The sequence below is a fragment of the Acidocella aquatica genome, from assembly GCF_030160635.1.
Lineage (GTDB): Bacteria > Pseudomonadota > Alphaproteobacteria > Acetobacterales > Acetobacteraceae > Acidocella > Acidocella aquatica.
In genome coordinates, this window is record NZ_BSOS01000041.1 from 75,910 (window position 1) to 98,406 (window position 22,497).

Here is a 22,497-nt window from a genome sequence, read left to right on the forward strand (position 1 = left end):
TGTTGACTGAACTCAGAACTGGAATGACGCGATGACGATGGATGTGCAGGCAATTCAGAAAGAGATTGCCGCTCAGCGGTTGAGCCATAACGATTTTGACGCCAGTTCGGGTAACTTCCTCGAGCTACTGATTTTCAATAACAGGTTTGTAATCCTCATCATTAGCGTTTTGCTGACTCTGGTGCTGGGCTATAGCGCCACGCGTCTGACGGTGAATGCCAGTTACATCGACATGTTGCCGCAGCACCAGCAGTATGTCGTGAACTACGAGGCAAACCGCAAGGCATTGCGCGCATTGGGTGATTCAGTGCGCATTGTGGTCGAGAACAAAACGGGGAACATCTATAATCCGCAATATCTGGCGACGCTGCGCAAGATCAACGACAAGGTGTTTCTGTTGCCGGGCGTTGATCGCTCGTTTATGAAGTCGCTCTGGATGCCGGTGGTGCGCTGGACGCAGATTACCGAGCAGGGGGTGGTCGGCGGCTCGGTGATGCCGGATGATTATGATGGCTCCGCAGCCAGCATCGCGCAACTGCGCCAGAATATCGGCCTGGCGGGGATCACCGGTTCGCTTGTTTCCAATGACCAGCGCTCCAGCATCATCTTTGTACCGCTGCTTGATGTTGATCCCGCGACCGGGGCGCCGTTTGACTACGGCAAGTTCTGGCAGGAGATGAAGAGCCAGGTACTGAGCATGCAGTCGCCGTCGGTGGGCATACATATCGTCGGTTTTGCGGCGATCATGGGAAATCTGATCGCGGCGCTGCACGAAATTCTTGGCTTCTTTCTGATTGCGGCTTGTATCGCATCAATATTCATCTTCGCCTTCACGCATTGCGTTCGCAGCACCGTTGCGATTCTCGCGTGCTCATTTATCGCGGTTGTCTGGCTGCTGGGAATCATCCGGTTTTTGGGCTATGTGTTGGACCCATATTCCATTCTGGTGCCGTTTCTGGTTTTTGCCATCGGTGTGAGCCATGGCGCGCAGAAGATGAACGGTATCATGCAGGATATCGGCCGTGGCGCGCATCGTTATGTTGCCGCGCGCCTGACTTTTCGCCGTTTGTTCATGGCCGGGCTGACGGCGCTGATCGCCGATGCGGTTGGGTTCGCGGTGCTCAATGTCATTCAGATTGAGGCGATCCGGACTCTGGCGCTGACCGCGAGTATCGGTGTTTCGTTGTTGGTGTTTACCAATCTGGTATTGTTGCCGATCCTGCTTTCCTATGTTGGCGTCAGCCAGAAAGCGGCGATGCGCAGTCTGGAGACGAAGCAGGCGTCGGGGGATCACAGCCTGTTTGAGCGCGTGTTCCATGTGCTGGAGCATTTCTCCGAGCGGGGTTGGGCGATTGGTGCCATTGTGGTGGCGTTGATGCTGATGAGTGCCGGTTATATTGTTGGCCAGAAGGTGCAGATCGGCGATGTGGCGCCGGGGGCGCCGGAATTGCGTGCGAACTCGATCTATAATCATGATGATGCATTCGTCATACATCACTACAGCCTCTCCAGCGATCAGTTTGCGATCATCGTGAAGGGTGATTCCAGCGGCCGGGGCCTTGTGAGCTATCCCGCGATGATGGAAATGGACCGGCTTGAGCAGTATATGCGGACCATTCCCGGTGTGCAGACCACGGTATCGGCAGCGGATTTCGTGCGGACATACACCGCGGCGTCATTCTCGGGTAATCTGAAATGGTGGACCATCAATAATCAGAAAGACGTCCTTTCTGAATCCATTGATGATGTATTTTCCTATAATCCTGAGTTAATGAGCAACGATTTTTCGGCAGCACCTCTCATTGTTTATCTGAGCGACCACAAGGCAAGCACGCTGACGGCCGTGGCTAACGCCGCGCAGAATTTTGCGGACAAGCATAATTCCGGCGCCGTGCAGTTCATGCTCGCGGCGGGGAATGCAGGAATGGATGAAGCGACGAATATCGTTGTCAAGCAGGCCAATACGATGATGCCGTATCTGGTTTATGCGGCGGTGATTATCCTTTGTTTCATTTCCTTCCGTAACTGGCGGGCGGTGGTGGTGGCTGTGGTGCCGCTGGTGCTCACATCGGTGCTTTGTCAGGCGCTGATGGTTATGCTTGGCATTGGCGTGAAAGTGGCGACGCTGCCGGTGATCGCGCTGGGTGTTGGCATTGGCGTGGATTATGCGCTCTACCTGCTTTCAGTGCAGCTGGCATTTCAGCGCGGGGGAGACAGCTTGCGCGTTGCGTACCGCAAGGCATTGCGTTTTACAGGAAAAATTGTTGCGCTGGTAGGATTCACGCTGGCGACAGGTGTGTCGCTCTGGGCATTTTCGCCGATTAAATTCCAGGCGGATATGGGCATTCTGCTCACCTTCATGTTCCTCTGGAATATGCTTGGCGCGTTGATTCTTATTCCCGCGCTTTCGCATTTTCTGTTGCAGACAAAATGGGTGGCGCCTTCCACGCGGGCGGTTGTCCTGCATTAAGCGGCCGCACTGGTTTGGCGGTGCGGCAGACATATTATTCAGATTATTCAAGGAGATTTAATGTGCGCGGACTAAAGGATAAAGTGGCAATCGTGACCGGCGGCGGCCAGGGTATAGGGCGGGCGTTGACGCTGCGGCTGGCGCAAGAGGGTTTCAAGGTTGCGATATTTGACCTGAACCCGGCCGCCGGCGAGGAAACTGCCAGGCTCGCGCCCGATGCCAGCATCAAGACCTATGTGGTGGATGTTGGCGATTATGCGGTTGTGCAGGCGGCTGTGGCGCGGGTGGAGGACGAGCTTGGACCGATCTGGCTGTTGGTGAACAATGCTGGTTGGGATAAGCCGATGCCGTTCCTGAAAACCGATCAGGCGCTGTGGGACAAGATCATCCGCATTAATCTTTATGGGCCGCTCAATACGCACCACGCCGTTTTGCCGCGCATGGTCGCCCATGGCGGCGGGCGCATTGTCAACATCGCGTCTGATGCCGCGCGTGTTGGGACGAGTGATGAGGCGGTGTATTCAGCTTGCAAGGGCGGTATGATTTCGTTCACGAAATCTGTGGCGCGTGAGCTGGCGCGTAAGAATGTGTTGTTGAACACGGTTTGCCCCGGCCCGACGAACACGCCTATGATGGCCTCTGTGTTGGGCGAAGGAGAGCAGGCTGTGAAGTGGAAAGATGCGATGGTGCGCGGCATTCCGCTGAAGCGGATGGGTGAGCCGGAAGATTACGCCGGTATCGTGGCGTTTCTGGCTTCAGAGGACGCGAGCTTCATTACCGGGCAGGCGTTTTCCGTCTCCGGCGGCATGAATATGATCTGACGCATGTACGCAACGGTTTCTCTCGCTTCATCCTGGGATCGGCCTTGATGCCGATGCGCATTACGCCCAGCAACCTGGCGTCGGTGCTGCCGCCGGGCGGGTTGACGCTGGTGCAGGGGTGTTCGGGGGAATCGGTGCTGCTGGCTGATGCCGTGACGGAGCTTGGCGCTGCCGCCGGGGCGATGCGGTTCACCGGTATTTTCGTGGCCGGACTTAACCGCACGAACTGGCTGGCGAACCCTGAGTGCCGGGTTGAGACGTTCTTCATGACGCCGGAGTTGCGGCGGGGGGGGGGCGCGGTGGATTTTTTGCCGCTTTGCTATGCGGATATCCTGGAGCACCTGCGGCAGGTTAAAATTTCCGCCGCGGTGTTCATGGTCTCGCCGCCGGACCGTGACGGGATTTGCAGTTTTGGCCCGGTGGTGGATTTTCTCGCGGAACTATGGCCGCGGATTCCGGTGCGTATCGCGCATATCAACCCGAGCATGCCGCATACTTATGGGCAGGTGGGGATTCCCTTTTCAGAGCTGACAGGCATCATCGAAAAGGAAGTGCCGCTGCTGGGGATGGAGGAAGAGGCGGGGGATGCGCTGGCGTCTGCCATTGGCGCGCATGTCGCGGCGTTTATTCCCGATCATGCAACCATCCAGACCGGGCTTGGAAAGATTCCAGGTGCGGTGTTGCGTGCGCTAACCGGCCACCGGGGATTGAGGATTCATTCCGGTTTAATCGGCGATGCGGTGCTGGATTTGATAAGCGCCGGCGCGCTGGCCGAAGGGGTTGCCATCACGGGTGGTGTGGCTATCGGCTCGCCACGGCTCTATGGCGCAATCTCCGCGCCGGTGTTCAATTTCCGTCCTGTTTCCTTCACCCATGCCCCGGCTGTGCTGGCGCAGATTCCGCGCCTGCGGACCCTTAACTCGGCGATCGCGGTGGATTTATACGGGCAGGTTTATGCTGAGTTGACGCCGCGCGGGTTGATGTCCGGCCCGGGCGGTGCGGGCGATTTTGCGCGTGGCGCCAAGGCAGCCGGTGGCGTGCGGATTGTGGCGTTGCCGGCCGGGGCGGATGGCGGCAAGATCAGCCGGATTGTGCTGCCGGGGCAGGGGCCGGGGCCGGTCTCGCTGGGGCGGCAGGATGTGGATGTTATCGTTACCGAGCATGGCGCTGCCGACCTGCGCGGCCTTGGCCATGCGCAGCGCGCCGCCGCACTTATCAAGGTGGCGCCGCCCGGTCACCGTGAAGCTCTGGCGGCTGGCTGGCAGGGGGTTTATAAGAGCTTCTAGAATTTTCAGGGAGTTAATGAACCATGGCCGTCTCGAATAAGGTTATTATCAGCTGCGCCATTACCGGATCGATCCATACGCCGTCGATGTCGCCCTATCTACCGGTGACGGCGCAGGAGATTGCTGAATCCGCCTTGGGCGCGGCGCAGGCCGGTGCGGCAATTGTGCATCTGCACGCGCGCAACCCGGTTGATGGCAGGCCTGATCAGTCGCCGGAAGCCTTTGAGCCGTTTTTGCGCGTGATTAAACAATCTTCAAATGTCGTGGTGAATCTTACCACCGGTGGTTCACCTTATATGTCGGTTGAGGAGCGGGTGCGCCCCGCTGAGGTGTGGAAGCCCGAAGTTGCCAGCCTGAACATGGGTTCGATGAATTTCGGCCTGTTCCCGATGCTCAAGCGCTTTAAGGAGTTTAAGCACGAGTGGGAGCCGCAGATGCTGGAGAACTCGAAAGACCTCGTGTTCCGCAACAGCTTTAAGGACATTGCCTACGCGCTGAATATTTTGAACAGCACCGGCACGCGTTATGAGTTTGAGTGCTACGACACCAGCCATCTCTACAACCTGCATTATTTCTGGACCGAGGGGCTGGTGAAGGCGCCGCTGTTTATCCAGACCTGCTTTGGCCTGCTGGGCGGCATCGGCAGCCACCCTGACGATGTGATGCACATGAAGCGCACGGCTGACCGTTTGTTTGGCGATAATTACCGCTGGTCGGTGCTGGCCGCCGGGCGTGCGCAGATGCCGGTGGCGGCGATGGCCGCGGCGATGGGCGGCAACGTGCGTGTGGGCCTGGAGGATTCGCTATGGCTCGGCAAGGGCGCGCTGGCGCCCACCAATGCCTCGCAGGTGACGCAGGTGCGCAAGATTATTGAAGGCCTGGGGCTGGAAGTTGCCACGGCTGATGAAGCGCGTGAGATTTTGCAGCTGAAGGGCGGGGATGCGGTAGGGTTCTGAAGACCCGCTATCAGCGCGGGCCGCTGCCGCGGCCTTCGCTCAAGGGGCGCAGCTTTGCGCGTCCGTGAGGTCGCGGGTGTATTTCGCCTGCATCAGCCCGGCGGCGCGAGCGAGTTGCCCGGCGGTGTGGTTCGCCTGGGCCGTGCCGCGGGAGGCAAACCAGAGTTGCAGATCGGCATAGGCGGCGTCGATGACGAAGCTGGTGACCAGCACAGTCGGGCCAGTGATATCCGTGTAGTGTCCGAAGATGTTCTTCATGCCGGTCAACACGCCGACTGTCGCGTTCAGCGCGTTGGCGGCATGGTCGTAGGTTGTGGTTTCCTCCGGCGGGCCGAGCAGGGCATTACGGAACTGCGGGTCGTTCAGCTCGGTGGCGAGCTGCGCGTTGGTTCCGGCGGCGGCGCGGAAGGCGTCGTTCATGGCGCCTTTGGAGAGCTCCCAACTGTCTGAGGCTTCGAGTGCTCTCTTGGCGGCGAGTCTCGGCACGAGCGCGTTCAGGGGGATGCCCTCGGCGGCCAGCTCTGCCTTTGCCTGTTTCAGCTTTTGCATGCTGGTGACGCTGTTTTCCAGGGTTTTTGTGTCTTCCTCCAGCGCGTCAAGGTCTTTGCCGGCGACGATTTCCTGCGCGGCGTAGGTGCCAACCGCGAGTTTCAGGCCCGCTATCATCAGATTATTGCGGCCGTCCTTGCCGAGATCCTTCCATTCATTGAACTGAACCTGATTTTCCACCGCGAGTTCACGTTGTTTGGCGAATTGTTCAAGGTCAGCCGCCACCCGCGCCTTTGCCACGGTGCAGGAGAGCCTTGGGGCAACTGGTAGCGGTGTGGGCACGCAGGCGCCGGCGCCGATGTGGTATCCAGGGTCGCAGCGGCAATGGATGACGGTTGTGGCACCGGAATCCTCGACCAGATAGGAGGAGGAATGCGCCGGGCACGTAGCGGATTGCGCGAAGGCGCCGTTGCAGGCGCCGCCGAGCACCAGCAGCGCCGCCGCCAACGCCGCGCGATGCCTCATGGGGCCGTGCCGGAGCTTTGTTGCGGGTTGGCTGGTTTTGCCGGGGCGGGGCTTTCGGAATCGAGGACCGCGATGGTTGTTTTCTTCACGTTGTCCAGAGCCTGTTGCGCCTGGTATTGCGCCCAAACCTTGTTGCTGTTGGCTGTCTGCAGATTTTGGTATTTGTCCGTGAGCTGCCCCGCGGGAGCATTGGGGTCGGCTTTAATGGCGTCCCACTGCTGCTGCGCCTGTGCGGCCTGGCTGTTGGCATCCGCCGCGGCGGTGGAGGCCTGGTCATATTGGCTGGTCGCGGCCTGATATTGCGGGTTGGTTGCCACTGTTGGCGGCACGGGCGGCAAGGGGGCGGCGGTGGGGGTATCGGGCACGGGCGGCGCGTAATTGGCGGTGGTGGCGTTGTCGCCATGGCTGCCGTTGTCGAAGCCCGAGTTCTGGTTTTCACCGTTATTCATGTTTTGTAGCTGCTGCATGGCCGAGTTGGCATGCCACGCGGGTTCGTTGGGTGCCGGGGTTGTATCTTGCGGGGTGGCATAAGCGGTGCCCGGATTTGTTTGCGCCGGCTCCTGGCTGGCGCTGGTGTCTGTGTTGTTGGTGCCGCCGCTGTTATCGGTGCCGGCGGTGTTGTCCGTGCTGCCGCTATTATCACTGCCGCCGCTGCTGTCTTGCGGAGACACGGGGCTGGCATCGGGGGTGGGCGGCGCGGGGATATTGCCGGTGCCGCCGTTCTGGTCTTGCAGCTGTTGATAAGCATTGCCCTGGTTGTTGCTGCTCTGATCTTCATAGGCCATTTGAACCAGCGGGTCAGCTTCGGCGCCGGTTACAAAAGTAACCGGAAGAACGATACCAGCTCCTAAAAGGGCGCGGCGCGAAAGGGTGTGTTTTTCGTCGGTCATGGCCACCTCCGGCCTTAAACTTGGTTTGTGAACATAATTTTATCATATCGCGCGGTCATTTCGTCAATGGAAAAATTTTTCTGCCAGTGTTTGTATCCGGCCTCGCCCATGCGGGCGCGCAGGGGCTCGTCGCGCAGCAGGCTGGTAACCCGGCGGGCCATGGCCTCAGGGGTTTCGGCGAGGTAACCGGTTTTGCCGTGCAATACCTGTTCGGCGATGCCCCCGCCGGGCTGCGCGACCACGGGCAGGCGCAGCGACATCGCCTCCAGCGAGGCATTCGGGCAGCCCTGGCGCCGCCCGGTGAGTAGAAACACGCGGAACAGGCGCAAAAAGGGCAGCGGATCATCGGCGGGGCCGGTGAAGCGGATGCTTGGTTGCGATTCAGCGGCGGCGAGCAGGGATTGGAAATAGGGGACGGAGGTGGCATCTGGCCCGCCGACGACCATCAACGTGGCGCCGGGTACGCGTTGCCGTAGTTTGGCCGCCACTTCGAGGAGGCGCTCCACCTGTTTGTCGGGGACGATGCGGCAGATGGTGCCCACCACCAGCGCCGGGTTGAAGCCGCGCGGGGGCAGCAGGTATGGCGCAGGCAGGGGGATGAAGCCTGGCGGCGTGGGCGTGCCAAGCGGCAGCACGGCGTTGCGGGCTGGGGCGGGGGCCTCGCCGCCTTTGTAGAGGGCAATAAAACGGTCCAACCGGGCGAAATAGGCCTCCGCGCGATAAGCGATACGGTGCTGAAAGGAGGCTGCCGCGTCCAACTCGTCGAACAGCATGGGGCCGGGGCTGACATCGAGGATGCGCAGGGCGGTGGGCTCGAGCAGCTTGGTCAGGAGGAGCTTCAGCTCCGGCCGCAGGTTCCAGAAACAAAGAGTGCGCGGCTGGAAATGCGCGATCCAGCCGAGCACGCTCTGCGCCTGCGCGGCGAGCGGCAGCCCGGCGGCGCAGAGGAGTTTGGTGCCGGCCTGCGTGAATGTTGCCTGATGCGCCGCTGTGACCGCGCCGAACACGCCAACCAATAGCTTGCGCGTCTCCGGCAGGGCGGCGGCGAGGCGGGCGAGTGAACTCGCAGGTCCGCCCAGCTCTAGTGATTGCGTGAGGATGAGTGCGCCGGTGAGCGTTGCCTGCGCCGGGACCGTGTGGCGGGCGAGCAGGTTCCATAGCTCCGGGATCAGCCCAGGTTCAACCGGCGGCTGCGGCACATGCCGCGCGGCGGCGGTGAGTTTGCTCAGAATGGCGCCGGCGAAGGCCTCGGAATCCTCGGGGTCCGTGACCAGCGCGATATTGCCCGGCGGAAACTCCCCATTGCCGCCCGTATTCGTGGCAACCACCGGGCAACCCGACGCCAGCGCTTCGAGAATGGCGATGCTGTAGCCCTCATCGGAGGAGGTGTTCAGCAGGACATCGAAGGCGGCGTAATAGGGCGCCGCGGGGCTCACCTCGCCGGCGCAGATGATGTCAGCCACCACACCGGCCTCCACCGCAGCACGCATGAAGGCCGCATAGGCGGCGCGGCCGGAGCCTGTTTCATCGTCCCAGCCGCCCAGGATCAGCAGCCGGGCGGCAACGCCGCGCGCCTGCAAGGCGGACAGCACGCCAACGGCGCGGGTGTGGGATTTGTGTGAACTGAACCGGCCGGCCATGCCGATAAGCACCGTATCGCCGCTTATGCCGTGGCGCAGGCGGATGGCCCGGCGCTCGGCATTGAGGCGGGCGGTGTCCGGGTGGGTTTGTAGTTCGTGGCGCAGCACGGTGAGCGGGCGGTTCAGGCCGTCAGCGCGCAGTTGCGCGGCCACGGACTCGGCGCAGGCCACCACCAGGGGCACCTGCGGGTGGTTGTAGCGCGTGGGGATGTTTAGCCAGCCGGGGCGGGAGGTGTGGATGACTGGTATGGTCTCCAGCCCGAAGCCCCAGAGTGTTTCCAGATCCTCGGCGCGGACCAGATGGGTGTGGATATGCTTTGCTCCGGCCTCCAGTATCTCGAAGGCGATGGCGCGCAGCTGGGCGGTGCGGTTGCCGGTGGGGCGGTGTAGGGTGAGGGTTTTATGTGCTGGCAGCGGGTATTCCACCGGCTGGCTTTCCAGCAGATGCAGCCGGCAGGTGGTGGCGGGGGCCAGCGCGGCGAGGGTTTCCGCGACGATCCGGCTGGCGCCGTTGCGTGCCAGCGCGGGCAGCAGCACGTCCAGGCGGTTGGTTCCGGGGGCCGCCTGCGCCGTGAGGGGCAGCGCCGCATTGGGGCGCCGGGGCGGGCTGTAGGGTTCGTAGATGTCGGCCAGCCCATAGGCGCGATATAGCTCGTGCAGCGTGGAGCCGAGGGGCGGTGTGTCCTTATCCGGCGCGGGCGTGTCGCCGTCGATGACGCTGCCGTTTTGCAGGCCGCGCCAGTATTCGTTCAGCCAGTGGATGGCGTGCCAGGAGGCCGGCGGCGTGACGAAACCGTTGACCAGGGGCGAGACGACGTTGCGCCAGTCATCCGCATTGCAGAAACCATCGATGATATAGCCGGTGAGCTTATGCGCCACGATATATTTGTTGAGAATCTGGTTGGCCGCCAGCCAGGGGCAGTCATGCCTGATGGTCGCGGCCGCTTCCGCGTAGGTATCGCGCATGAGCGGGCTGCGCGGCGGGCATTTCATGATGTTGCCGACGACGCCGATTTTGTGGCTGCGGAACATGTAGTCGCCGCAGATATCGAAGGGGCGCAGGCAGGTGACGTCCATATCAACCCAGATGCCGCCCTGCTCGTAGAGTAGTTTGTAACGGAACAGATCGGAGAAGGCGCCGAGGCTCCCGCGCCCGACGCCGCAACCGGGGTCGGCCGTTGTGTTGCGGAAAATTTCCTGTTCGGGAATGATTTGATTGGCGTCGCGCACCACCACGCCCTCGGGCAGGGCATTGACCAGCGGTTGATAGAGCCAGAGGTGAAACGCATGTCCGAAATGGGTGAAAGAACGCAGGGTCAGCATTTCCAGCTTTGTCAGGCGATCGCCGATCCATAGACCGTGAATGATGGCGTTATCTGCTGAAGGACTGTTCATCAAAGCCTCTGATCTCGCTGACAAACACGGGTAACATGGAAATGAGCGAAGACAAAGCCGGATATGGGGCGCCATAACGCAGGCTGATTGATCGTCCGTAGGGCGTATGTTAGCAATTTATGTCCTGATGGCCAGTGTGCCGGGCAGGGTGGAGTGAGATGGCCGATGATGGTGAGTGAGGGTTACCGGAGCAATTCGCGTTGAAGGGGCAAAACGCGCCCGGCGATGGTGGCTGTGTTATTTTCTGCGCGACCGCGCGGACCGGCTCCACCATGGTGTTTGACGATTTCAGGAACGTGCTCGGCTACGAGCCGGTGGATAGTGAAATCCTCTATGAAGAGATTATACATAAACGGACCACGCAAACCTGGGCGGAGCTGTGGCCGGCGCTGCAGCGGGACTGGAGGGTGGGCGCATTCTGGTGCGTGAAGGTGATGTATCATTATACGCCCTATATTTCGCGTTTTATTGCCGGTCAGCCGCTTAGTAGAACGCCGCCGGTGCGGTCATTCAACCCAGCGGATTGCGATGATTTTCATCGGTTTTTCAAGGATGCGGTCTGGGTGCATGTCCGCCGGCGGGATGTTTATGCGCAGGCGGTCTCAATGTATTTCGCGGAGACGACCGGGGTGTGGGAAAGCCGGGACGCGGCGGCGGCACCGCAAATGGTTGCCCCGGCGTATGACCGGGATAGAATTCTTGAGTATCTTCATGGATTTCTTGAGGAGCGGCGGCAATGGGATTTGTTCTTTTCACATTATAATATCACGCCGCTGACAATTGATTATGAGGATGCGATTGGCGGCTATCCGCAATATCTGAAGCCGCTTGTTGAGCGGTTGGGAATGCGGATGCTGCAGCCTTTGCCGCCACGGCGCCTTTTTAAAATCGGAAATGAAACGAATGAAGGCTTTGCCGCGCGGCTGCGCGCGGATGCGCTGGCAGCGGTCAGCAGGGAAGGATAAAACCGCGCGCTCATGCCAGGGCAAAGGCAATGCGCGCGAGCCTCTGTTTGGCAAAACAACCAAGAAGCTTTTAAGGTAGTTCCGATGACGGCAGACCCTCCCGGAGCAGGTAGAAGAGATATGCGAAAATCCTCTACGGACAATCCCGGCGCGGCCGGGGGCAATTCGCGTGCCGATATTCTGAATGCGGCCATCGGCATGTTTGCTGAAAATCCTTATGAAGCCGTTGTCATCCGCGATATTGCCAAACGGGCCAATGTGCAAAGCCCGACGATCTATCATTTTTTCAAAAGCAAGAACGGCCTCTACCGCGAGGCGATGCTGGCTTATTACAGCCGGAGGGTGACGTCGATTGATTTGCTGCCACCCAAGGGTGCGCCGCCCCGGGTGCGTATCCACGCGCTGGTGCTCAAGCAGTTGCAGGCGGTTGCCAGCGATCCGGTGTTTTTTCAGCTGCTGCAACGCGAGCTGCTCAATACCGATGATGCCTTCAAGAAAGACATTGCGGAAAAAATCATGGCGGGGCTTTATGATTACCTCGATGATCTTCTGGCCGCGACCCGGTTTGGCAGGGGGAATACCGTTATTCCCACCATGGTCATGTCAATGCTCCTTGGCTATTTCCAGGTGGCGAGATTCCAGAAATTCATGCCGAATTTCGCGGGCAAACCCGCTGATGATCTTTCCGCGTTACAGCAAATAGCCGATGCGATCACCGATTTCATTCAGCCGGGATGACGGCGGCCCCGGTTTCCTGGCCGGTGCGGTTCTGGGCCGGGGGCGCCGGCCAGCCATACAGCGCTCGACTGGCCGCCATCAGGTTGATAAGCCCCTCCTTTGAAGGGGGCTGCGAGTCGGGATATGACAGTTGCGATCGAGATGGGACAAACGGCGTCAGGCGCCCAGGCGGTGCTCGACCTGGAGGAGCTGCTGGCCACCCGCCTGCTGGTGCAGGGTAATTCGGGCTCCGGAAAATCTCATTTGCTGCGCCGACTGCTGGAACAGAGCGCCCCCTGGGTGCAGCAGGCGATTATCGACCCCGAAGGCGATTTCGTCACGCTGGCCGAGCAGTTCGGGCATCTGGTGATTGATGCCGAGGTCCATACCGAGCAAGGGCTGCAGCTTGCGGGCGAGCGGGCGCGCCTCCACCGCGTCTCCACCGTGCTCAACCTGGAGGGGCTCGACGCGGAGAACCAGCTGCGCCGCGCCGCGGCCTTCCTGGGCGGGCTGTTCGATGTTGAGCGTGACCATTGGTACCCGATGCTGGTGGTGGTCGATGAGGCGCAGCTGTTCGCGCCGGCCATTGCCGGGGAGGTGTCGGACGAGGCGCGCAAACTTTCCCTCGGGGCGATGACGAACCTGATGTGCCGCGGGCGCAAGCGCGGGCTGGCCGGGGTGATCGCGACCCAGCGCCTGGCCAAGCTGGCCAAGAACGTGGCCGCCGAGGCGTCCAATTTCCTCATGGGCCGCACTTTTTTGGATATCGACATGGCGCGGGCCGCCGATCTGCTTGGCATGGAGCGCAGGCAGGCCGAAGCGTTCCGGGACCTGGAGCGAGGGCATTTCATGGCGCTCGGCCCCGCTCTTTCCCGCCGCCCCTTGAGCCTGCGCATCGGCCCGACGGCGACCCACGCGCGCCACGCCACGCCGCGGCTCATGCCCATGCCGGAGGCGATGGAGGACGCACAGGCGGTTATTCTGGCGGCCCCACCGCTAGAGACCGCCCGGCCCCCGCGCCGTTTGGCCCCGCCAGTGCCTGACCTGCTCAGCCAGTTGATGGCCGCCAAACCAGCCGTGAGGGAGGCTGGCGCGGAGATGGTGGCGGCACCGGCGAGCCTGGAGGAGCTGGCGGAACGGCGCGCGCGGCTGGACCGCATATTGAGCGCGCTGCTGGCTGACCCGGAGGAGGGGTTCCGTGCCATCGGCGTACTCTACCAGGATTTTCTGGTCCGTTGCCGGATAGAGGGGCTGGGCGCCGGGGCGCCTGACCTTGGCGCCTTCCGCCGCATGCTGACGCGCGCGCGCGCCGGCATCAGCGCGGAGGCGGCGCAGGATGATGCCTGGCGGGATGTCTCAGCGCGCGCCGCCGTTTTACCAGAGGACATGCAGGGCATCTTTATGATGCTCGCGGGGGCGGCACGGGAGGGGCAGCCTTGCCCGGGGGATGCGGCGATCGCCCGGGCCTATGGCACCCGCTCATTGGGCCGCGCGCGGCGGGTGCTGAGCTATATGGAGGAGCAGGGATTGATCGTCTGCCAGCTGGACGGCGCGGGCCGCCGCATTGTCACCCTGGTGGAACTTGCCTGGGCAACCGCGCCGGGCGACCCTCATGCCGGGGAGGCGTTGGCCGGCTAAGGCCGCGGCGGCTTCGAGCAAATCGGGCCGGAGCGCGCCTGAGGTTAAACCAACGAGGCAACGGGGAAGGATAATTGCGCCACGGTTCCACCTCCCTCACGGGCGCGATAGATGACTTCGGCTTCGAGTACCGCGGCCAGATCCGAGGCGATGCCGCGCTGTAATGGTGGCGCGCTTTTGGGCATTCCCCTGCCGTCGTCTTCCACGCTTAGCCGTGCCACGGCGCGGGCCGTGCGGCGGAGTGCCACGGTGATGTTGCCCGTGCCACGCCCTTCCAGCCCATGGCGGAGAGAGTTCAGCACGAGTTCGCAGGCCGCCAGCACAAGCGCGCGCCGCTTATATGCCGGTAATGTCAACCGCTCGAAAGACATGTCGACAAAAACCAGGCCAAATGCAGGACCAAAAAGCTCGGTGAGATTGAACACAACGGCTTGCAGCGCGTTGAAACATGGCTGCATGCCGCCATCATCGGCTGCCGCCAATGATCTGAATGATTCGGCGAGGTCGATGGCCAGCTGGTATTCGGCCAAGGATCGGTCAGGTCTGTCGGGATGGAACGGCGCCTTATGTTCGAGTTCGGCGATGAGGCGAACCAAGTTATGGGCGCGTTGCATCGCTTCGTTCACCCAGAGCGGCTTCAGCACTGAGGACCCGCAGCGGGCGAGTGGAACCGTGGTGTCCAGTAAAATATTGAGGATCGATTGCCGCAAGGGTGAGATGGCAGCGGTTTGATTGGCTATTTTCGTGACGTTGTCCGATCCGCTCTCGCCGGGCTTAAACCGTGCTGCTACCCGGCGATTTCTGGACCGGATTATGCCGGGTGCGCGGGGGGCGATGTCAAACTGGCGGATGGTGGCGCTGGGCACCAGGCCAGTTGCCTGACAAGGGAGATCACCACCGATCTCTCGGCCTGCCGGTTGAATTTCAATGGACATCACACCCTCCCTTACACGGGGTAGCCAGCCATCGCACAACGGCCGAGGTGTACGCTACGGGAACGATGATCGCCGCCATGGGGCACTTCCTCCGCTGGTTGAGTTTGTTTTGGCCTTTAGCTGGTGCGAGACATGATGCTGGAGCTTCAGAGTTTTCGGCGTAATTTCCACTCATATAATGGCGAGTAATGGCAGGCGAGGCTGAAAATATATGCCTTACTTGGTATTCAAATCCTGTTTAATTCTTTGTGAAAGATTTCTCTCGTGGGGAGTTCCACGGCATAGCTCGTTTATAATTAGAATTGGTATTCGCCATGCGAGGCGCGACGAAGGTAAAAATTGTACAGGCGTGGCACGCCTCGGACAATGTAATTCATCTGACCGGGTTATTGTAATTGAAACGCAGTTCATGGCAGTTCGAGACCTTTTTATTATAATGTGCGGAGTAATATCCGAAGGTGTAATTGAATTGAGGAGAGGAAACGCTTGAAAAAACTGGTTGCCTCCTCACGGTCACTTATCTTCCGGATAAATGTTCCAGCTTCAGGCGATTAGGCCGAATGTTTCGCTTCGGCCTAATCGCACGAAAATAAGCTGAAATGCCACGGTTTTAAATGAGTCGGTTGTTAATGTATCCCTGTCAAATACAAAACGCAGGGGGTGATTAAATGTGAATTCCCTGAAATTATTCCGGTCTCTATCTATTCGGCTGCAATTTTTTCCTTCGCCGGGGCGGTTGGTTTCTTCTCCACGGCGGAGGTTGTTTTCAGGGCATCCGGCAGAGTTGCCTCTTCAATCGAGAGTCCTTCCAGCAAGCTGTCCGCCGCGGCAAAAAAACTTGCCGTAAGGCCATCGTCTATCTGACGATATTTTCGCCTCATCGCATCCAACTGCTTCTTGTTGCCGGTAAGCCACCGGTGCGTGACCTCGCTGGCATTGCCAGAATTAATAATCCCCGGCCATTCGGCATGTTCAGTTGTCAACATTGTACGAGCGAGGTCGGCCTGGGCCGATGCCGCGGACATAAAGCCCTCAAGCAGATGAGTGTAGGCACGCGACCAGCACGAGGCATTTTTTTGCGCGATGGTGAATACCATCTCGGGGCGAAATGTCTGGCGCGGGGAATCTGCTGTGTCGAACACTATATACCTCCTAATTATTATCCGGACCTGAAGCGAGATCAGCCCGGGCTGCACAAAAGGTCCGCAACCAAATTTGGTCACTTTCCGTTGATAACCGGGAGCGCCCCCCCCTGAAACCATCGGATTCTCTCTGGGTAGCTCTACCCAGAAAGATACCGGTATATTGCCTTGACGTTAGGAAAATGACCTAAAAATGCCATATAAACGGCCCCTCGGACCGTGGCGTGGCCTGGGTCGCCCTGGCGGATTGTGCTGGCCGGTTCTTCCCGCCGGAATTTGCCGCAAAATCAAACGCCTTGTCACCGGAGCCTGATTCTGGATGGCGGCGCATAATTATTCCGTGGGTGTGCGCAGGCCAACCTTGCGGACCAGCGCCGCCAGGGATTTGACGGCCATCTTGCGCATCACACTTTGCCGGTGGTGCTCCACAGTGCGCTGGCTGATACGCAAATCGGCGGCAATGACCTTGCTCGCTTCGCCGGCCGCGATCCGTTCCATGACCTGCCGCTCGCGAGCGGTCAGAGTTGCGAGGCGGGCGTCTGTTTCCTGTTGCTTGGCGTGGTTGCTCCCCTCAGAGGCAACATGCGCCAGCGCCCGCGAGACGCTCGCATAAAGCTCGGTGCCTTTAACCGGCTTTAGCAGAAAATCCACGGCACCGTCGCGGATGGCCTTCACCGCCTTGGGTAAATCACCGCTGCCCGTCACAAAAATGACCGGGGTGTTGATGTGCTCCTCCTTCAGCAGGCGTTGAAGTTCGAGACCATCGATGCCGCGATCTCCCAAGCCGACATCAACCACCAGGCAGCGGTATTTGCCGTGATCAGGTTCCGCCAAAAACGCCTCGCAGGAGGCGTAGGTGTCAACCTTGTGTCCTTCTGCCTCGAGCGTGTGCCTTATGGCATCGCACACGCCGGGATCATCATCGACGACGCCGATCTCGGCGCCGGCGGTGGATGCGGTTGCTGACACGGGATAATTCATAAGTTGCTTGCCGGACCATCCCGGCCTCACCGTCTCGACCAATGCGGCGAGCGTTGCCAGCAGCTCGGCGGCTTTCACCGGCTTGGTAATGAATGCCTGGGCACTTGCCTTGAAAGCCTGGCGCGCGGATGCTGATTTGTCCCCACTCACGATCAATGCGGGAATCTGCACGCCCAGGCCGCTGCGTAACCCCTTGATGACCTGTAGGCCGTTCATGCCGCCTGGCAAATTATAGTCGGCGGCGATTACATCGGGCTGGCCCTCCGCATTGTCCGCCAGCGCCAGCGCCTCCTCGCCCTTACGCACCGCCAGGACACGATAACCCTCGGTTTCCAGCAGCAAGCGCAGGGATTCGAGCTGGTTCGGGTCATCCTCGATCAGCAGGATCGTGGGAGGTTTGGCGCCTGAGATGGCTTGTTCCCTGCGGGCGGTTCGCGGCCAGGCCGCCTGATCGCCCGCCGCGGCAATGACGGCAAACATCGTGCCCTTGCCAGAATGTGAACGCACCTCGATTTTGTGATCCAGCAACAAAGCCAATCGCTGCACGATGTAGAGACCGATGCCCAGGCCAAATCTGCTGCTGTCCTCGGGGTTGAGCCGGTGAAATTCCTCGAACACCTTTGCTGTGCTCTCTTCGGGAATACCGATGCCTGTATCCCAGACTTCGATCCGCAGCTTGTTGCCGCTGTGGCGGCATCCGAGCAAAATCCGGCCTCGGTCGGTGTATTTGATGGCATTTGACAGCAGGTTCCCCACCACGCGTTCGAGCAGGTGGTGGTCGCTGCGGATGACGGCGGATGATGGCACGACCCGCAGTTCCAGCCCCTTCGCGGCGGCAATCGGCCCATACAGGTCGCTCAGCCGCGTGAAGAACCCGGCGACGGCGAAATCGGTGATGTCGGGTCTTACCCCGCCGCTCTCGATCTGGTTGATGTCGAGCAGCGTATCCAACAGTTCCGACATGCCCGAGATGGTATTTTCCAGTTTGCCGACGATCGCCTGGGCCTCGGGGCCGGCGGTTCGTTTCGCCAGCACCCCGAGCAACAGGCCGATGGTTTGCAGCGGTTGCCGCAGGTCGTGGCTTGCCGCGGCGAGAAAGCGGGACTTCGCCTGATTGGCGCGATCCGCCCCGGCCATGGCCTCCCGGAGCCTGGTCTCCGCCGCCTTTTGGCCCCGCAGGTCGAGGATTGTCGCAAGGATCAGCGTCCCGTCGGAGGTGGCCACCGGACTCAGGCCGATTTCCAGGGGGATCTCCCCGCCCCCCCTGGTCAGGCCCTTGATATCCAGACCCACGCCCATTTGCCGCGCCGTGGGCATCTGCGCCATATAATCAGAATGGAGCTGCTCGTGGCGGGCGCGCAGCGCCGTGGGCAGGAGAACCTCGATATTCTGCCCGGCCAGCTCGCCGGGGCTATAGCCAAATAGCGGTTCGACGAGATGATTGACGAAACGTATCAGGCGCTGGTCATCGACCGCGACGACAGCTCCGGGAAGGGCATCGAGCATCATTTGCATCTGCCGGTGAAGAATAAGCTGCCGGTCGGTGATGTCATTGAGCACCAGCAGGATCATCGGCGGCTCCGCCGGCGCGGGCGCGAAGTTGCGGGCTGTGGCTCTCCACACGCGTAACCCGCCGTTTGGCTGTTCCACCTCAAGCTCGGCCGCGCCGGTTCCTGACTGGTTCCGTGAAACACGGGCAAGCAGCTCATGCAGCTTTTTGTGCCGCAGGATGCCGATGCCTGCTTCGCTCAGCGTCTTGCCCTGGATCGCCTCGATTGTGAGACCGAAAGAGATTGCAAATGCGGTATTGACGGACAATACCTTCATTGCGAGATCGACCACCGCGAGCGGCTCGCGGATGGTATCGACGATCGCTTCCGCGTAGCTACGCGCGGCGGCGGCGGTGAGCGTGGCTGTTTTCAGTTGAGAGACATCGGTGAACGTCACCACCTCGCCCTGAATGTCGCCTGACGCGGTACGGTATGGCAGCACCGTGCGCAGATACCAGGTGCCAGATTGCGCCTGTACCTCACGTTCAATGGGCGCGCCATTCGAGCGTGCCTGGATGGCATCCTGCAAGAGGTTCGGGTCGGCGAATTTTGGCAGGAGATCGGCGATCGGCCGGCCGATATCTTTTTCGATAATGGCGAACAGCGATTGCATCGCCGGGTTAAAGACCTTGATGTTGAGCTGGCTATCAAGAAACAGCGTGGCCACACCCGAACTGTTGAGAAGATTCGCCAGATCGGTCGAGATCTGCTGTTGCTGGTCCAGGGATTGCCGCAACTGCCCGTTCAGGGTTGTCAGCTCCTCGTTCAGCGATTGCAGTTCCTCCTTCGAGGTTTCCAGCTCCTCATTGGCGGAGAGCAGTTCCTCGTTCAGCGATACGGCTTCTTCATTCGCAGCCATCATATCTTCGTTGGTTCGCCGCAGCTCCCTTATGGTCCGGTTCAGCTCCTTGCGCGTATCGGCGAGTTCCTGCTGCATCTCGGCGAATGCCGCGGAATGCACGGCGTCTCCGGTGCTCGGCTCAGCCATGCCGCTCATATCGGGTGGCTCGTCGATGAAACTGACAAGCGCCAGATCATCATCGATCAGCTGGGCTTCTATTGTTACCTTGACCTGCTTACTGCCATGTTTGCATCGTACGCCATGGACACTAACGGGCCGTTTGCCACGGAAGGCGCTGCCAATCGTCTCGCGCAACATGGGCCGCAGCCCCTCGCGGGCCATGGACAGCACATCTTGCTGCGGCTCTCCGGGGGCGACTTGCAGGTAGCGGTCAATCGCGCCGGAAAAATAAAGCGCGATATGCTGGCGGTTGGTTACAACCGAGGCCGGCGCGTAGACCTCCAGTATCTTGCGTTCGACCAGCTCGGCCAAAGGCGGTTGCGGCATTTTTGACCGCACGGCATGGTTAATCTGGCTGCGCTGTATGCCGCTGGAGCCTGGCTGCAATCCAACACGGGGGCCGCGCGTTTGGCCTATGCGCCGGTAAAGCCGCTGCGCCGGGTCCACCGGCTTGAACAAATCGGCGGCGGCGCCCGATGATTCCGCCGTGCCAAGAAACAACAGGCCGTCGTCGCGCAAGGCAAAGTGGAACATCGTCAGGACAAGTTCCTGCGCGTCAGGCCGCAGATAAATGAACAGGTTGCGGCAGGAGATCAGGTCCAGCCGGGAAAACGGCGGATCCTTCAGCAGGTCATGCCGGCTGAAAATAACGGATTCGCGCAGTCCATTTGTAATTTTGAAGCCCCGGTCAACCGCCGTGAAGAATTTCCCGAGACGCTGGGGCGAGATATCGGCCCGGATGCTTTCTGGATATATCCCGGCGCGGGCGGCCTGTAGCCCTTCTTCGTCAATGTCGGTCGCAAAAATTTGCAGCTTGAGGCGTTGCGGCGCTTGGGCGATCTGCTCCAGGAACACCATGCCCAGCGTGTAGGCTTCCTCCCCGGTGCTGCAACCTGGCACCCAGATACGCACCGGCTGGTCAGGTGAATGCTTGCTCAACAGGCCAGGGAGTATCCGTTGCGCCAGGAAAGCAAACGCGTCTGGGTCCCGGAAGAACTGAGTTACATGGATCAGCAGATCCTTGGCCAGAGCCTCCGCCTCCGCCGTATTGCGGTGCAGCAGGGCGATGTAATCCTCCCAGCTCTCAATCGCATGCAGCCCCATGCGGCGTTCGATACGGCGCTGCACTGTTCCGGTTTTGTACTGTTCAAAATCCCGTCCGGTCACGGATTTTAGTGTATCGAGCACGGCGGCAATATGCCGCATTCCGTCTCCACCATGATCTTCCTCATGAGGGGGCTTGACGCAGCCACGCGCGATATATTGCAGCAGGGCGCGCGGCATATCGGCCACCGGCATTACATGGTCTGGCGATGCCATGAGAATTGCCTGCTGGGGCATACCGTCATGCTGGGCCTCGCTGGGCTCCTGCACCAGCGTGAGGCCCCCGGCTTCCTTGAGCAATTTCAGCCCCTGGGAGCCGTCGGTCCCGGTGCCGGACAGGATGATGCCAATGCCCCGGTTGCGGCAATTGGCGGCCAGGGAGCGCAAAAATACATCGACCGGCAAGCGCGCGCCTGCGCCGGAAGGGGCATCGACCATATGAAATTTGTCCGAGACGAGCGACAAAAAGACACCCGGCGGAATTACATAGACCTGATTAGGCAACAAGGCCGCGCCCTCGCTGGCAAGTTGGACCTGCATCCGCGTATGCCTGGCCAACAACTCTGGCAGCAGGCTTTTACCTGCTGGATCCAGGTGCTGGATGACGATAAAAACAGCGCCGCTATCGGCTGGCATCGCGTCAAGGAATTTGCTGATCGGCTCCAACCCCCCGGCGGAGGCGCCGATCACAACGGCGGCAGTGTATAGGCTGGACGTGGGTTTTGATGAAGGCTGACGCCGCCTTTCGCGATAAACCGGAGGGATCGCTTGATTTTGGGGCGCCCCGCTCTCATTTTTTTGTCGTTTTGCCATTACGAAATGCTCCGGTTCATCAGTCCGGACCCGCGACGGTGCTCGGAGCCATGCCCCTCTCACGGAACGAAGGGCTTGTGTGAAAAGCATAATCGCATTGCATTACATTTCCAAGAGCCTTGGGCGCTGACGCCGTTGGGGCTTTAACCGGCGGGCCTCGCCGGAGGCGCGCCCCCGGCGAGGCCCGCCGGTTTTATGTTTTAGCGATTGAATTGATATCGCCAGTTTGGAGCTTTCGGTTCGCTCCACAGGCATATGGCGTTAGTGGAGCAATCCTGCGGCTGCTCTTGCCGCGGGGCCGGCGCTTTGGAAGAGCGTGTCAGCGCTGGTGGTGTTGCTGGTAATCGTCCATAGCGCCGCATCGGTTCCCGCCTGAATGACCAGCACATTGCCGGCTTTGCCTCTGATCATGGCTTGCTCGAAGTCACCGCGGATAATGCCCGCCGCCATGTGCTTGCCCAGCGACAGCAGGATGGCGATCATGGCCCCGAGATCATCATCCTCAATGTCAGTGGAAAGAGCCGAAGAGATGATGGAACCATCCGAGGATATGAGAAGGGAGGCTTCAATGCCGGGGGTGCTCCTGTTCAGCCCGTGCAATATGGCTTTTATCTGATCTTCATGCATAAGCGTCTCCTAAATGGTTTTCGCGGTCAAAAAAATTCGAGCCAAAACCGTCATCCATCAGTTGGTAGCTCAGCAATATATCCTCGGGTGGATCACCGGTACCCGCAGCCCAGCCCGGGGGAAGCGCATCAACCATGCCGCAAGCCCACGCGCTGAGTTCTTCCGTCCGATCAGATGTAAACATCAATTGAAAAAGGTCGCTCTGAGCTTTGGCCAGTCCCATCATGTTTCGGAAATGCCACAAATAGCCATGAGACCAGAACGACGCGACATTGTGTGCCACCTTCCACACTGTTTCAGCACGGCAGGCCAAATGCGGCGCATTGCAAAACTGTGGCACGAAAATCTCCGCGTGTTGTGATGTTATCAAAATAATATTGGTTTAAACATTAGAACGTCATGTAAATTCTGGCCAATAGTTTTGAAGATATCCGGCACGCCCGATGCTGATACCCCCGGATTGTATCTAGCCCGGATTATGCAGGACTGCTGGCGAGCATAGCGTAAACCGTTGATTTGATGTAAGAATTGG

The 22,497-nt window shown here is 60.1% G+C and carries 15 protein-coding genes; 7 read left to right on the forward strand and 8 right to left on the reverse strand.

Features of this window, described 5'->3' with window-relative positions; translation table 11 throughout:
- Positions 1–31: 31 nt before the first annotated feature.
- The 4 genes from QQJ84_RS07880 (at position 32) to QQJ84_RS07895 (ending at position 5,533) form a co-directional block, all read left to right on the forward strand.
- On the forward strand, positions 32–2,470 hold the full coding sequence (locus tag QQJ84_RS07880) for an efflux RND transporter permease subunit (RefSeq protein ID WP_284257581.1): 2,439 nt from the start codon (positions 32–34) through the stop codon (positions 2,468–2,470).
- A 62-nt stretch (positions 2,471–2,532) separates the two neighbouring features.
- A complete protein-coding gene (locus QQJ84_RS07885; RefSeq protein ID WP_284257582.1) occupies positions 2,533–3,291 on the forward strand; it encodes an SDR family oxidoreductase in 759 nt (252 codons plus the stop codon).
- A gap of 47 nt (positions 3,292–3,338) precedes the next feature.
- Complete coding sequence (locus QQJ84_RS07890; protein WP_284257583.1) at positions 3,339–4,577, forward strand: acetyl-CoA hydrolase/transferase family protein; 1,239 nt, start codon at positions 3,339–3,341, stop codon at positions 4,575–4,577.
- A 23-nt stretch (positions 4,578–4,600) separates the two neighbouring features.
- Positions 4,601–5,533, forward strand: a complete 933-nt coding sequence (locus QQJ84_RS07895; protein WP_284257584.1) for a BKACE family enzyme — start codon at positions 4,601–4,603, stop codon at positions 5,531–5,533.
- Positions 5,534–5,572: 39 nt separating this feature from the next.
- On the opposite strand, the gene QQJ84_RS07900 is transcribed toward QQJ84_RS07895, so the two are convergent.
- Genes QQJ84_RS07900 through QQJ84_RS07910 form a run of 3 tightly spaced genes read right to left on the reverse strand, consistent with a single transcriptional unit; the run spans position 5,573 to position 10,472 of the window.
- Positions 5,573–6,547, reverse strand: coding sequence for a hypothetical protein (locus QQJ84_RS07900; RefSeq protein ID WP_284257585.1), 975 nt, complete (start codon positions 6,545–6,547; stop codon positions 5,573–5,575).
- Positions 6,544–7,437, reverse strand: a complete 894-nt coding sequence (locus tag QQJ84_RS07905) for a RodZ family helix-turn-helix domain-containing protein (protein ID WP_284257586.1) — start codon at positions 7,435–7,437, stop codon at positions 6,544–6,546. The genes QQJ84_RS07900 and QQJ84_RS07905 overlap by 4 nt, the downstream gene beginning before the upstream one ends.
- Before the next feature lie 14 nt (positions 7,438–7,451).
- Entirely contained in the window at positions 7,452–10,472 is a 3,021-nt protein-coding gene (locus tag QQJ84_RS07910) for a glycosyltransferase (protein ID WP_284257587.1), read from the reverse strand.
- A 200-nt stretch (positions 10,473–10,672) separates the two neighbouring features.
- Here QQJ84_RS07910 and QQJ84_RS07915 point away from each other — a divergent pair, with 200 nt between their 5' ends.
- The 3 genes from QQJ84_RS07915 (at position 10,673) to QQJ84_RS07925 (ending at position 13,792) form a co-directional block, all read left to right on the forward strand.
- Positions 10,673–11,437: a Stf0 family sulfotransferase gene (locus QQJ84_RS07915; RefSeq protein ID WP_284257588.1), complete on the forward strand. Its 765-nt coding sequence runs from the start codon at positions 10,673–10,675 to the stop codon at positions 11,435–11,437.
- A 120-nt stretch (positions 11,438–11,557) separates the two neighbouring features.
- Positions 11,558–12,175 carry a TetR/AcrR family transcriptional regulator gene (locus tag QQJ84_RS07920; RefSeq protein WP_284257589.1) on the forward strand — a complete coding sequence of 206 codons (618 nt, stop codon included), beginning with the start codon at positions 11,558–11,560 and terminating at the stop codon, positions 12,173–12,175.
- 123 nt (positions 12,176–12,298) lie between these two features.
- Positions 12,299–13,792 (forward strand): ATP-binding protein, encoded by a 1,494-nt coding sequence (locus tag QQJ84_RS07925; RefSeq protein ID WP_284257590.1) that lies wholly within the window; start codon positions 12,299–12,301, stop codon positions 13,790–13,792.
- Positions 13,793–13,836: 44 nt separating this feature from the next.
- Here the strand turns inward: QQJ84_RS07925 and QQJ84_RS07930 are convergent, their stop codons facing one another.
- The 5 genes from QQJ84_RS07930 to QQJ84_RS07950 form a co-directional block, all read right to left on the reverse strand.
- A complete protein-coding gene (locus QQJ84_RS07930; protein ID WP_284257591.1) occupies positions 13,837–14,727 on the reverse strand; it encodes an ATP-binding protein in 891 nt (296 codons plus the stop codon).
- A 701-nt stretch (positions 14,728–15,428) separates the two neighbouring features.
- A complete protein-coding gene (locus tag QQJ84_RS07935; protein WP_284257592.1) occupies positions 15,429–15,869 on the reverse strand; it encodes a hypothetical protein in 441 nt (146 codons plus the stop codon).
- A gap of 333 nt (positions 15,870–16,202) precedes the next feature.
- A complete protein-coding gene (locus QQJ84_RS07940) occupies positions 16,203–21,215 on the reverse strand; it encodes a CheR family methyltransferase (protein WP_284257593.1) in 5,013 nt (1,670 codons plus the stop codon).
- 384 nt (positions 21,216–21,599) lie between these two features.
- The gene (locus QQJ84_RS07945) at positions 21,600–21,965 is read right to left on the reverse strand and encodes a roadblock/LC7 domain-containing protein (protein ID WP_284257594.1); all 366 of its coding nucleotides are present in this window, start codon (positions 21,963–21,965) and stop codon (positions 21,600–21,602) included.
- The gene (locus QQJ84_RS07950; RefSeq protein WP_284257595.1) at positions 21,958–22,305 is read right to left on the reverse strand and encodes a hypothetical protein; all 348 of its coding nucleotides are present in this window, start codon (positions 22,303–22,305) and stop codon (positions 21,958–21,960) included. The genes QQJ84_RS07945 and QQJ84_RS07950 overlap by 8 nt, the downstream gene beginning before the upstream one ends.
- Between the last annotated feature and the right edge of the window lie 192 nt (positions 22,306–22,497).

Coding starts and splice junctions, on each gene's coding strand:
- QQJ84_RS07880 (WP_284257581.1), top strand. CDS start 32: ATGACGATGGATGTGCAGGCAATTCAGAAAGAGATTGCCGCTCAGCGG.
- QQJ84_RS07890 (WP_284257583.1), top strand. CDS start 3,339: ATGCCGATGCGCATTACGCCCAGCAACCTGGCGTCGGTGCTGCCGCCG.
- QQJ84_RS07895 (WP_284257584.1), top strand. CDS start 4,601: ATGGCCGTCTCGAATAAGGTTATTATCAGCTGCGCCATTACCGGATCG.
- QQJ84_RS07900 (WP_284257585.1), bottom strand. CDS start 6,547: ATGAGGCATCGCGCGGCGTTGGCGGCGGCGCTGCTGGTGCTCGGCGGC.
- QQJ84_RS07905 (WP_284257586.1), bottom strand. CDS start 7,437: ATGACCGACGAAAAACACACCCTTTCGCGCCGCGCCCTTTTAGGAGCT.
- QQJ84_RS07910 (WP_284257587.1), bottom strand. CDS start 10,472: ATGAACAGTCCTTCAGCAGATAACGCCATCATTCACGGTCTATGGATC.
- QQJ84_RS07920 (WP_284257589.1), top strand. CDS start 11,558: ATGCGAAAATCCTCTACGGACAATCCCGGCGCGGCCGGGGGCAATTCG.
- QQJ84_RS07925 (WP_284257590.1), top strand. CDS start 12,299: ATGACAGTTGCGATCGAGATGGGACAAACGGCGTCAGGCGCCCAGGCG.
- QQJ84_RS07930 (WP_284257591.1), bottom strand. CDS start 14,727: ATGTCCATTGAAATTCAACCGGCAGGCCGAGAGATCGGTGGTGATCTC.
- QQJ84_RS07945 (WP_284257594.1), bottom strand. CDS start 21,965: ATGCATGAAGATCAGATAAAAGCCATATTGCACGGGCTGAACAGGAGC.